The 12,057-nt window shown below is 56.1% G+C and carries 11 protein-coding genes; 8 read left to right on the top strand and 3 right to left on the bottom strand.

Annotated features, from left to right (window positions below; translation table 11 throughout):
* Positions 1 to 12: 12 nt before the first annotated feature.
* Both H586_RS0100255 and H586_RS0100250 read right to left on the bottom strand, forming a co-directional pair.
* Complete coding sequence (locus tag H586_RS0100255) at positions 13 to 384, bottom strand: holo-[acyl-carrier-protein] synthase (protein ID WP_011367946.1); 372 nt, start codon at positions 382 to 384, stop codon at positions 13 to 15.
* A 21-nt stretch (positions 385 to 405) separates the two neighbouring features.
* Entirely contained in the window at positions 406 to 1,131 is a 726-nt protein-coding gene (locus H586_RS0100250) for a pyridoxine 5'-phosphate synthase (RefSeq protein WP_011367945.1), read from the bottom strand.
* Between the two features lie 175 nt (positions 1,132 to 1,306).
* Between H586_RS0100250 and H586_RS0100245 the strand changes: the two genes are divergently transcribed.
* The gene (locus H586_RS0100245) at positions 1,307 to 2,644 is read left to right on the top strand and encodes a UDP-glucose dehydrogenase family protein (RefSeq protein ID WP_011367944.1); all 1,338 of its coding nucleotides are present in this window, start codon (positions 1,307 to 1,309) and stop codon (positions 2,642 to 2,644) included.
* 103 nt (positions 2,645 to 2,747) lie between these two features.
* Here H586_RS0100245 and H586_RS0100240 read toward each other — a convergent pair whose 3' ends face one another.
* Positions 2,748 to 2,975: a hypothetical protein gene (locus H586_RS0100240; RefSeq protein ID WP_011367943.1), complete on the bottom strand. Its 228-nt coding sequence runs from the start codon at positions 2,973 to 2,975 to the stop codon at positions 2,748 to 2,750.
* A 241-nt stretch (positions 2,976 to 3,216) separates the two neighbouring features.
* On the opposite strand from H586_RS0100240, the gene H586_RS0100235 reads away from it, so the two are divergent.
* The 7 genes from H586_RS0100235 (at position 3,217) to glyQ (ending at position 12,047) form a co-directional block, all read left to right on the top strand.
* Entirely contained in the window at positions 3,217 to 3,693 is a 477-nt protein-coding gene (locus H586_RS0100235) for a chemotaxis protein CheW (RefSeq protein ID WP_011367942.1), read from the top strand.
* A 91-nt stretch (positions 3,694 to 3,784) separates the two neighbouring features.
* Positions 3,785 to 7,243: a transcription-repair coupling factor gene (gene mfd, locus H586_RS0100230; RefSeq protein WP_051363796.1), complete on the top strand. Its 3,459-nt coding sequence runs from the start codon at positions 3,785 to 3,787 to the stop codon at positions 7,241 to 7,243.
* A 21-nt stretch (positions 7,244 to 7,264) separates the two neighbouring features.
* Positions 7,265 to 8,272, top strand: coding sequence for a SurA N-terminal domain-containing protein (locus H586_RS0100225; RefSeq protein WP_027181093.1), 1,008 nt, complete (start codon positions 7,265 to 7,267; stop codon positions 8,270 to 8,272).
* A gap of 124 nt (positions 8,273 to 8,396) precedes the next feature.
* Positions 8,397 to 9,338, top strand: a complete 942-nt coding sequence (locus H586_RS0100220) for a peptidyl-prolyl cis-trans isomerase (RefSeq protein WP_011367939.1) — start codon at positions 8,397 to 8,399, stop codon at positions 9,336 to 9,338.
* Positions 9,339 to 9,352: 14 nt separating this feature from the next.
* The gene (locus H586_RS0100215) at positions 9,353 to 10,339 is read left to right on the top strand and encodes a helix-turn-helix domain-containing protein (protein WP_027181091.1); all 987 of its coding nucleotides are present in this window, start codon (positions 9,353 to 9,355) and stop codon (positions 10,337 to 10,339) included.
* A 20-nt stretch (positions 10,340 to 10,359) separates the two neighbouring features.
* Positions 10,360 to 11,106: a DNA repair protein RecO gene (recO, locus tag H586_RS0100210; protein ID WP_011367937.1), complete on the top strand. Its 747-nt coding sequence runs from the start codon at positions 10,360 to 10,362 to the stop codon at positions 11,104 to 11,106.
* Between the two features lie 56 nt (positions 11,107 to 11,162).
* Positions 11,163 to 12,047 (top strand): glycine--tRNA ligase subunit alpha, encoded by an 885-nt coding sequence (gene glyQ / locus H586_RS0100205; RefSeq protein WP_011367936.1) that lies wholly within the window; start codon positions 11,163 to 11,165, stop codon positions 12,045 to 12,047.
* The last annotated feature ends 10 nt before the right edge of the window (positions 12,048 to 12,057 follow it).

The following is a 12,057-nucleotide window of genomic DNA, read 5'->3' as shown; positions in this document are numbered from 1 at the left end:
GGGGCCCCTTTGTCAGCCTTCGAGTATGACAACGGCGGCAGCGGTGTCTCTGCCGTGGGTCAGTGAAAGGTGGATTTTTTTCACACCCATTTTTTGTGCATGCTCAAACGCGGCGCCGTGAAAGCGCAGGCATGGCTTTCCCGACAGTTCCTTATACACTTCGATGTCCCTGAACGCCACACCGCCGGTGAATCCTGTTCCCAGTGCCTTTGCCGCGGCTTCTTTGGCGGCAAAACGTGCGGCCAGCCACGCGACGGACAGACGTGGCATGGCCGCAAGTTCAGAATCATGCAGAATGCGGCGCGGAAACCTTTCAGGCTGCCTTTCAAGGGCGGCGCGTATGCGTCCGAGTTCGGTCAGGTCCAGTCCTGTTCCTAAAATCATGCCTGTTTCCGCGGTGAAGGGCTATTCGCTGAACGTGGCTATGATGGCCGCCATCTGTGCCACGGCTTTTTCCATGCCTGTCAGCACAGCTCTGGAAACAATGGAATGCCCGATGGAGTATTCGCTGATTCCGGAAACGTTCTTGAATTCGTAGATGTTGGTGTAGTTTAGTCCATGACCCAGATTAACCTTGAGCCCGAGCGTGCGGGCCAGTTCAACGCCGCGTACGATTTTATCACGCTCCCGGCGCATCTCGTCCTGAGTGGCTGCGTCGGCAAAGTGTCCGGTGTGCAGTTCCACATACTCCGAACCGACATTACGCGCGGCACGTATCTGCGCGGGGTCTGCCTCTATGAACAGGCTGGAGCGTATGCCTCTGGCATGTATGGGGGCAAGGTAGGCTGCAAGCTCTTTTTCGCGTCCGGCCACAACCAGTCCGCCTTCGGTTGTCAGTTCTTCTCTTTTTTCCGGAACCAGACAGACAATATGGGGGTTGATACGCAGGGCAATTTCGCGCATTTCGGGGGTGCCGGCCATTTCCAGATGCATGCGCGTGTTCAGGGTGGCCGCTATCATCTCCACATCCCTGTCCTGAATGTGCCGTCTGTCTTCACGCAGATGTACTATTATTCCGCGGGCTCCGGCCAGTTCAGCCAGATGGGCTGCGGTGACCGGTTCCGGTTCTTTTCCCATGCGCTGCTGGCGCAGGGTGGCAACATGATCAACATTAACAACAAGCACAGGCATGTCAGTCTCCTGAATATTTTTTTGCACTCTCAGAAGAGCCTGCCGGAAAGTCAAGCATCCGTCTTCAAAAAAACGGGGCCGCCCGCCAGGCATTGACGTTTTTGGGGGTTGTGAGTAACTGAATCGTGCAGAAAACTGATCAAGGAAGCATACTCAACGCTATAAGGATATCATAATGAACGTTTGTATTGTCGGTACTGGCTATGTAGGACTTGTCAGCGCCGCCTGCTTTGCTGAAATGGGTAATACCGTCCGTTGCGTGGACGTGAATCCCGAGGTGGTCGAAACGCTGAAAGCCGGCAAGGTGCATATTTACGAGCCGGGACTGGAAGAACTTGTACGCCGCAACTACGCAGAGGGGCGCCTGCAGTTTACCACCAGTCTTGAAGACGGGTTGAAGGACTCGCTTTTCGTGTTCATCACTGTGGGTACCCCCTCCCGCGATGACGGCTCCTGCGACCTTGGATTTGTGGAACAGGTGGCCCGTCAGGTGGGCGCCGGCATGACTGACAGAAAAATAGTGGTTGATAAATCCACAGTACCCGTGGGTACCGCTGACAAGGTTCGCGCCATTATCGCCGCGGAACTGGAAAAGCGCGGGGTGGACATTCCGTTCGACGTGGTTTCCAACCCCGAGTTCCTCAAGGAAGGCGATGCGGTCAACGATTTCATGAAGCCTGACCGGGTGGTGGTGGGAACCGACAGCGCCGAAACGGCAGAATACCTTAAGCAGCTGTATGCGCCGTTTGCCCGCAGTCGTGAAAAGCTTATTGTTATGGGCGTGCGCAGTGCTGAAATGACCAAATATGCGGCCAACTGCATGCTTGCCACCAAAATTTCGTTCATTAACGAGATCGCCACGCTGTGCGAGCGTGTGGGGGCAGATGTGCGCGACGTGCGTACGGGGATAGGTTCAGACCACCGTATCGGCTACCATTTTATTTATCCGGGAGTGGGCTACGGCGGTTCCTGCTTCCCCAAAGACGTCAAGGCACTCATCCATACCGCACGGGAGTACGGATTCAGACCCCAGTTGCTGGAAGCTGTGGAGGATGTGAACTACCGGCAGAAAAAACACATGGCTGAGCGGATTCTGGAATACTTTGCCCCGCAGGGCGGAGTGCAGGGCAAGACCATCGCCTTGTGGGGGCTGGCATTCAAGGCCAATACTGATGACATGCGCGAAGCGGCAGCCCTGACTATAATACAGGAACTTACCGCGCAGGGCATGAAGGTTCAGGCATACGACCCCGTGGCTGCCGACAATGCACGTGCACTGCTGGCCGATAATCCTCTGGTTACCATTGTGGATGAACAGTACGAAGCTGTGGAAGGCGCGCAGGCTCTGCTGGTGGTCACCGAGTGGAATCAGTTCCGTAATCCTGATTTCGGCCGCGTACGCAAGTCACTTACCGCGCCCATATTGTTTGACGGCAGAAACCTGTATTCGCCTGAATTTATGGCGAAGGAAGGCTTCGCCTACTTCTGCGTGGGGCGGCCCTCCGGCAAATGATCTTCATTTGCAAAGCAGTATTGTAAAAAAAAAGCCCCGCTTGCGCGGGGCTTTTCTCTTTTGGTCAGAGCAGCACAATTTGCGGTGCCGGACAAAAAATGTTCTAAAACCGGCGTTCGGCAAGACAGCGCCTGCATGAACGCAGCTGCAGTTCCTGCAGAATAAGCTTTTCGTATTCAAATGAGTGCTGCGGAACGGGTATTATTTCTTCCTGAAATACTTTTTCAAGGAACTGCGTCTCTTCCCAGAAATCCAGTAATTCTTCGTCTCCCAAGGACTTGATCTGAACGTTCAGCGGGACATCATCGGGATACGGAAAAATGTGAGCCATTGAGAAGTGCTCCGTGGCGCGGTGTTAGGCGGCTGCCGGTTATAAACAGGTAAAAATCCTTTTACGCGACCGCGAATCGTTTTACAACCATTTTGTAGGAGACTGCGGGGTGTGCTTCCCCGACTGTCTTATAACCGGCATGGGTTGCCAACGCTCTTGTTTTGGTTCACAATTATGCAAGTGATTCTTGCCCTGCGGCAGGAGCAGATCCGGTCACGGATTTGACAAAGGAGTTGTCAGCATGAATGAGACTCAGAGAAAGCAGGATGACGAGCTGTTGCAGCTGGTGACATTCAGTATCGGCGAAGAAGAGTTCGGCGTCGAGATCCTCAAGGTACAGGAAATTATCCGTACCATGGAGATCACTAAAGTACCCCGGGCTCCCGAGTTTGTCGAAGGTGTCATCAATCTGCGCGGCAAGGTCATTCCCATTATTGACCTGCGTCGCAGATTCGGACTTGATTCCAAAAAGCATGACAAGCATACGCGTATTATTGTTATTGAGATAAATAACATGATCGTGGGCTTTATTGTGGATTCGGTTTCCGAAGTCCTGCGTATTCCGGCCGGAACGGTCGAACCGCCGCCACCGGTGGTTGCAGGTATGGAATCGGATTACATAAGCGGTGTGGGCAAGCTGCAGGACAGGCTTCTGATTCTGCTCGATCTCGACCGGTTGCTATCACACGAAGATATGAGCGCACTTGGCACGCTGTAGCCTGCCTTGTCGCGTTTGCTGAAGCCGCCATCAACCCGTCAGCGGGGTGGCGGCTTTTGCTTGTTGACGTACTTTTTTTTACGGATTCACTGTGCAGTTTGAAGAAATAGCGAAAAGGCTGGGCGGCGGTGCGGCGCACAGCCTGCATGTGGCCCGCAGCGGCCCTGCGACCCGTGCCAGACTGGCAAAGGAACTGATTGATCAGGGCCGGAGTGTTGTGCTGGTTGCCCGCAATGCTGATGAGCTGGCAGAGCTCAGGGCGCTGGCAACGCTCTTTTCGCCGGACGAATCGTCGGAGGACGTGAGTCTGACGGTACCCGCGTGGGAGCGTCGCTGGATTATTATTCCCCAGCATCCGGCGGGCAGCCCCGGACGTACTGCGTGGGCAGCACGCATGGCCAGCCTGTATGCGCTCAACAGGCGGCACATGCCGCAGGCGGTCATAGTATCGCTTGATAATTTCATTCCCAAGCTTCCTCCTCCTTCCCTTTTTGATAAGCATCAGCTGGTTCTTTCGACCGGCGAGGACATGTCCCCCGGGCTGGTCATGGAACAGGCTGTGGAGTGGGGATACACGCGCACCGCATATGTCACCCAGCCCGGAGAAATAGCGTTGCGCGGGGATATTCTGGATATTTTTCCGCCGGGCTATGCCAAACCGGTACGGCTGGACTTTTTCGGCGACACTCTGGAAGAAATCCGTCTTTTTGATCCTTCAAGCCAGAGGTCAAAAGGCAATCTTGCGGAGGTGACTCTTATTCCCACTGCGCCGGTGGTGCTGGAAGGCGCACCCCGTGCCGAGGCCCGCAGCTTCTGGCAGCGGGCTGCCGAGTCCGGCCTGCTGCCGGACGGTGCGCCTGCAGCGCTTGATGTGGCCGCAGGAGAGGCCCGTGCAACGCTACTGCCGGGGGTATACTATCAGGATGCCGTTTTTCTGGAGCGCTGGCTGCCGCCCGATGCGGTCTATATTCTGCCTGCTGAAAGGGATGTGGCCGAAGCACTCAAGCAGTCTGCCAGAACATGGGATGATTTTTCCGACCAGCAGGAGCGGGAGTACGGCATTCATCAGCCTGCGGCCATGACCATCCGTGAGGCGGAAGACGTCACCGCTTTGTTCGGGCAGACAGTGCGTGTGTACTTTGAAGAACTGGTCATGGGAGTGGAGCAGAAGGGAGAAAACCTGCCGGAACGCGGGTATGAGGTCTTTCAGGATCTTTTTTACGAAAAAGAGCAGAGCGACCGGCCGTGGCAGACACTTATTGAAGCTCTCAAGGAATGGAGCCGCACCAGACGCCAGACTGTTCTGAGTTTCGGTTCGGCGCGCAGCAGGGCCAAATTTCTTTCACTGGCCCAGCAGGACGGCATCAGTCCGTATCTGCGGTATGACAAAAGCACCGCTGGTGTTTTTGCTCTTGTGTCGGCTTTCCGCAAGGGGGCTGAACTGCAGTGGGATAACTCGGTTGTGCTGGGCGAAGATGTGCTGCAGCCGCGTACACGGCAGCAGAGGGTGCGGTCCGGCGCTTTTGCGGGGTTGAAATCCTACGACGACCTTGAGGCGGGGGCCATGCTGGTTCACCGCGATTACGGCGTCGCCCGTTTCGAGGGCTTGCTGCGAATGGATCTGGGGGGCGTCTCAAACGATTACCTTCTGCTCCGTTATGCCGGTGATGACAAGCTGTACCTGCCTGTGGACAGACTTTCTCTGGTTCAGCGGTTCAAGGGGCCTGACGGTACGGCACCTTCGCTGGACAAGCTGGGCGGTGCCGGCTGGAGCGCCAGCAAGTCCAAAGCCCGTAAAGCCATCGAGAGGATCGCGCATGATCTGGTGGAGATGTATGCGTGGCGCAAGGTTGCAAAAGGATACCGTTATTCTCCCGTAAACGACATGTACCGCGAGTTCGAGGCATCGTTCGGGTTTGAGGAGACTCCTGATCAGGCGCGGGCCATCGAGGACGTTCTTGATGATATGGAACGTGCTGAACCCATGGACAGACTTGTATGCGGCGATGTGGGCTTCGGCAAGACGGAGGTCGCACTGCGGGCGGCATTCCGCGCCGCCATGGACGGAAAACAGGTGGCTCTGCTGTGCCCCACCACCGTGCTGGCGGAACAGCATTTCCAGACATTCCGGAGCCGCCTCGGGCAGTTTCCCGTCAATGTGGGTATGCTCAGCCGGTTTGTTTCACGTCAGCGTCAGAAGGAAGTGCTGGCCGCGTGTGAACGCGGGCAGATTGACATTCTGATCGGTACGCACAGGATTTTGTCTGATGATGTCATCCTGCCGAATCTGAGCCTGCTTATTCTGGATGAAGAACAGCGGTTCGGCGTGCGGCATAAGGAACGCCTGAAGAAAATGCGCAGGAACGTGGATGTGCTTACCCTGACTGCAACTCCTATTCCGCGGACTCTGCAGCTGTCCATGTCGGGCATCCGTGAGCTGAGCGTCATTGAAACGGCTCCGCCGGAGCGCAAGCCCGTAAAGACCGCTCTCATAGACCGGGACCCTGATATTCTGCGCGAGGTTCTGCTGCGCGAACTGCAGCGCGAGGGGCAGGTTTTCTGGGTGCACAACAGGGTGCAGGGACTTGAGCGTGTGGCCGAGTATGTCCGGTCGCTTGTTCCTGACGCCCGCGTGGGTATGGCCCACGGCCAGATGTCGGAAAAGGCGCTGGAAGAAACCATGCACAAGTTCTGGCATGCGGAACTGGACGTTCTTGTCTGTACCGCCATTGTGGAATCGGGGCTGGATTTTCCCCGTGCCAACACGCTTGTGGTGGATCAGGCGCAGATGTTCGGTCTGGGACAGCTGTATCAGTTGCGCGGCAGGGTGGGCCGCTCCGACCGGCAGGCTCATGCTGTCTTTGTTGTGCCGGATGTGGACGGTGTGCCGGAACTTGCACGCAAGCGCCTGAAAATAATACTTGAAATGGATTATCTGGGGGCCGGTTTTCAGGTCGCCATGGAAGACCTGCGTCTGCGTGGGGCCGGTAATATTCTTGGCGAGGTGCAGTCCGGACACATGGTCAAGATCGGTCTGGACATGTATCTTGAAATGCTTGAAGAAGAAGTGGCCCGCCTGAAGGGTGAGCCGGTGCGCGATGATGTGCAGACCGAGCTTAACATAGGCATTACGGCTCATATTCCCGAAGGCTATATGGACGATGGAAGAGAGCGTCTGAAATATTACAAGGCTCTTTCTTCGGCAGCGGACGGTGCTGCGCAGGAAAGCATCGAGCTGGAAATGCGGGACAGGTTCGGTCATTTTCCGCAGGAGCTTCAGGCTTTTCTGGGAATACTGCGCCTCAAGCGTTATCTGGGTACTCTTGATGTGCAGAAGGCTGATATTTTTGCGGATAAGGTGAGGCTGACCTGGGCGGAAAACGCCGGAGCGGTTTCTCCTGCCACACTGGTGGGCTGGGTTGCAGAAAGGGCAGGCAGGGCACGTCTGGTGCCGCCTGCCATCATGGAAATCCAGCTGCCGGAAGGTTCCGCTTTTGAAGACCGGCTTTCTGCCCTGCAGTCGGAACTTGAATTGCTGCGGGCACAGTAGCTAAAACCAATCGGGATGGATATGCGCAGACAGATTGCGGCCGTGGTGGCTGCATGTGTGATTATGGCAGCAGCCGGCTGCAAAGACGATGTGGAACAGCAGGGCGTGGTGGCCACGGTTAACGGCAGCCCTGTGTATCTTCAGGAGCTGGAAGCCCGCTATGATCTGGATCATCTGAGCTGGAGCGGCGCCATGGTCCCTTCCGTCGATCAGTTGCGCAAGGACTACGGCAGTGCGCTTGCCGGACTTATTGTACAGCGCCTTGTGGAGCAGGATCTGGAAAAATCCGGACTGGACGTGACAGATGAAGAGGTGCTGAAAGCCGAGGAAGAGGTGCGGGCCGACTACCCCCCCGGTGAGTTTGAAAAAGTGCTTGTCGAAGATTACATAGACCTTGCCACATGGCGGTATATGCTGCGGCAGCATCTGCAGCGCGAAAAGTTCCGTTCCGAAATTCTGCGGCCTGCGATTTCTTTGAGTTTTGAAGAAGCTGAAGATTATTACAAAGCGCATCTGAGCGATTTTTACCTGCCGGAAAGAATTAATTTTCTGTACATTTCCGGACCGGACAGAGGCACTGTGGAAAAGGCCCGCGATTTGTTGACAGAAGGTAAGGACCGGGCAGAGGTGCTCGGCAGCTTCAGCCAGCTTTCGGTCCGGGAGCTGAAAATGCGAGAAGACCGGGTTCACGGCACATGGAAGCAGCTGCTGGCCAAGCTTGAAGACGGGCAGGCTTCACCTGTGCTTAACGGCGAAGCTGGCTATGAGGCTTTTATCATGCTGGGGCTGCTGCCGGAAAAAGTTCTCGGTCCGTCTCAGGCCTATCCCATCATCGAGCGTCTGCTTATCGAGGAGAAAATGCAGCAGGTCTATGCTCAATGGCTGGAAAAACGTCTGGAGAGCGCGGAGGTGAAAGTTTCTGACCTGTTGCTTCGCCCCGGCGAAGATGAGACTCCTGTTCCGGAACTGGCGCCGGAGCCGGAGGAGCCTGCCGCTCCGGAAGCGTTCAATGCCACGGGGGCAAGCTGACGCGGCCCTTGACGGGCAGGTGTTTTCCGGCGCTCGTTGCAATGCTGATTAAAAGATATTACATCCCACAGATTATATGCATCTTACCAACTGGCCCGTTGTGCGGGCTGTTCAGGAGGGTTTCTTGCTGCGTCTACTCAAGCTCGGCGTTTTGACTGTTTCTGCCCTTGCGGTGTTTGTCGCCGGTGCCGGGGCGGAAACGGTAATCAATAAAATTGTTGCCGTTGTGAACGGTGAGATAATCACACAATACGACCTGCAGGCCCGTGCCGCTTCCAAGCTGCACCGTGCCGGCCTCAGTGCCCTTGATCCTGCGGATGCGGCCGCCATAAAAAAGATTGAGTCCGAGACTCTTGAAGACATGATCGTGGACAGGTTGATGGTGCAGGAAGCTGAACGCTATAATCTGGGGGCAGACGATGCCGCCGTGGATAATGAACTGCGTTCGCTGCTGGCCCGCATGCAGATAACCGAAGATCAGCTGGTGGCTCAGCTGAAGTCCGAAGGTCAGGATCTTGATTTTTACCGGGGGCTTATCCGCAACAATATCATGCGTCAGAAGCTGCTTTCCTTTATGGTCAGCAGAAAGGTCGTTGTGACCCGTCAGGATATTGAAGCGTATTACGAAGAGCATAAAAACGAATATATGCAGGATAAATCCATCAGTCTTAGCCTGCTTGTATTTGCCCCCACGGCAGATCCGGAACCTGTGCTGCGCGATATCCGCGAGGGGAATATCAGCTTTGCCGATGCGGTGAAGAAATATTCTGTGGGCCCTGCAGCCAGCAGCGGCGGTGCCATAGGCAAGCTGGACTGGAGTTCGCTGGTGAGCCAGTGGAAGCAGGCTCTTGAAGGTGTGGCCGCAGGGGGCCTCAGTCGCCCGATTGAGTATGACGGCCGTGCGGCCTATCTGCATGTGGACGAAGTGATTGAAGGCACTGTCCGCCCCGTGGACGAAGTGGCCGATGAAATTGAAGCTAAGCTGCGTGAACCCATGCTTAAAGAGCGTTTCGAAGAATATACACGAAAGCTGCGTGAACGTGCGGTGGTTGATATCCGCCTCTAGTCAAGGAGACGCTGATGACCTTGAAAGAATTGGGACAGGCGCTGCGGCAGGCGCGTGAAGCCCGCGGCATGTCTTTGAAGGATGCGGAAAAACGCACCAAGATCGCCGCAAGAATCATTTCCTCCATTGAGGAGGGCCGCAACGACAGTTTTCCTCACCCCGTGTATGCCAAGGGGTTTGTCAAAACCTATGCCCGTTTGCTGGAGTTTGATGCCGAACTGGTGCGTTCAGTCGTTGAACAGGAATTTGTGGACGACAGTGACGATGATCCCGTGCTGCCGCCGCCCAAGCTGGTGGTAAAACCGCGGCGCAGAACCGCTCCGCTGGTGGCCGGATTGCTTGTTGTGGTGTTGCTTGCCGCAGGCGGTTACCTGGCGTACCGTTATCTGGTGGCTCCTGTGGTTGCCGAAAAACAGCAGCGGAGCGATACCGTGCAGAGCAACGGGTCGTCTGTGCCGGCTGCTGCGGTGCCTGCGGTTTCCACGCCGTCCGCGGCTGAAGGCAACGCCACCTCTGTGCAGGGCAATGCCGCGGAATCAGCCGAGCCTGTGAACGAAACCGGCAAGGCCTCTTCCGGTGCGGCATCCCGTATCGTTGCTCCGGCGCCTGCAGAAATGGCCGTTGCGGCAGACACCGCCGGCACCGGTGCACAGACAGCACAGCAGCCTGTGCCGCAAAAAGCCCCCGTTGCCCCGCCTGTTCCGGCAGTTCCTGTTCCGCAGGCAGAACAGGCCCCTGTGGCCGGTCAGAAAAAAGCCGCAGCCGCAGGTGAGCAGCAACTGCGGGTCGAGGCCCGCCTCGACTGCTGGATAGAGGCCCGCATGGATGATGTGAGAGATCAAGAGCTTTTTTTGCGGGCCGGTCAGGCGGTGGTGTTCCGGTTTGACAAGTCGCTTTCTGTCAAGCTGGGCAATGGCGGCGGAGTGGACGTGAAGCTGAACGGGCGTGCCGTTCCGGTGGAAGCCGCACCCGGAGATGTGGTTACGTTGCAGTTTCCATAGCCGTTACCGGCAAGAGGGATATGGATTTTACGGAAAAAGCGCTGGTGCTCCGCACCGGCAGATTTCGGGAAGCGGACTTATGGGTCCGCTTTTTGTCTCCCTCAAGAGGCGTGATTACTGCGTTTGCTTTTGGCGGGTGCCGCAGCCGCAGACGTTTCTGCGGGTGTCTTGATGCGCTCAACCATGTGCTGGTAAAGGTTTCCAGTGACAAGCGGCGTACATATCTGTGTCTGGACGAAGGGACTCTGCTCAACGGCCCTGTCCGTTTGCGCTCCGACTGGGGCCGTACCGGTGTGGCTGCCAACTGCATCAAGTTTGTGGAAGCCATGGGAGTAGGGCCTGAGGGTGCTGCCGATGCGTATGATCTGACGTGCGGCATGCTGGAATTGCTGGAAACGGCCGATGTGGTGCCGGAAATTTTTCCGGTGCTTTTTCGGGGGCGGCTGGCTTTTGATCAGGGCTATCGCATTGATCCTGTCCGTTGTGCGCGCTGCGGCATGCGGCTGAAAGATGTTGCCGGTGTCCGCTTTTTGCCCCGTGAAGGTGTGTTTGAGTGTTCGGCACACGGGGGCGCGTCCGGCGGCGGTTTTATGATGTCCGCTGAAACCCTTGACGCCGTTCGATTTGTGCAGGAGAATCCCCCGCTCATGTGGACTGATATTCCGCTGTCACCCGAAGGGTGGAAGCAGTGGGGCCGCGCTGTTGATGCGTTTATTCAATACCATGTAGGCCTTGTCTGGGATAAGGGCCGGTTCCGCAGAATATGACGGGACGGACCGTTCCGGCCGGATGGTGTACTATTTATAGTGATTTAGGGGAAAATATGAACTTTCAAGACGTTATTCTTACGCTGCAGAATTTCTGGGCCCGCAGAGGCTGTGCCATACAGCAGCCTTTTGACAGCGAATGTGGTGCGGGGACGTTCAACCCTGCCACCTTTCTTCGCGTGATCGGCCCCGAACCGTGGAATGTGGCGTATGTGGAACCATCCAGACGTCCCACGGACGGCCGCTACGGAGAAAATCCCAACCGCCTGCAGCATTATTTTCAGTTTCAGGTCATTCTCAAACCTTCTCCCGACAATGTGCAGGAGATTTATATCGACAGCCTGCGCGCTCTTGGCATCAACCCCGCAGAACACGACATCCGGTTTGTGGAAGATGACTGGGAATCGCCGACGCTCGGGGCATGGGGGCTCGGCTGGGAAGTCTGGCTCAATGGTATGGAAGTCACTCAGTTCACGTATTTTCAGCAGGTCGGCGGCATTGATCTAAGCCCGACAAGTGTCGAGATTACCTACGGTCTTGAGCGGCTGTGCATGTATCTGCAGGAAAAAGAGTCGGTCTATGACCTGATGTGGAATGACACTGTGACATACGGGCATATCTACCATCGGAACGAAGTAGAAATGTCCCGTTACAATTTCGAAGAAAGTGATGCGGGCATGCTGCTGGAACTTTTCAATGCGTACGAGCGCGAATGCACCCGCCTGTGTGAAAAGCAGCTTCTCTGGCCTGCGTATGACTATTGCCTCAAGTGCTCGCATACGTTCAACCTGCTGGATGCTCGCGGAGCGATTTCCATTACGGAACGAACGGGGTATATCGGCAGAGTGCGTGTGCTTGCTTCTTCCGTGGCGCGGCTGTATGCCGCACAGCGTGAGGAAATGGGCTATCCCATGCTCAATACCGGAATCAGGAAAGGATAGGGGAGTCATA

It is taken from the genome of Oleidesulfovibrio alaskensis DSM 16109, assembly GCF_000482745.1.
In the GTDB taxonomy this organism is placed as follows: Bacteria; Desulfobacterota; Desulfovibrionia; order Desulfovibrionales; family Desulfovibrionaceae; genus Oleidesulfovibrio; species Oleidesulfovibrio alaskensis.
The sequence above is the reverse complement of the archived record's forward strand: the minus strand, read 5'-3'. Positions and strand labels throughout refer to the sequence as shown.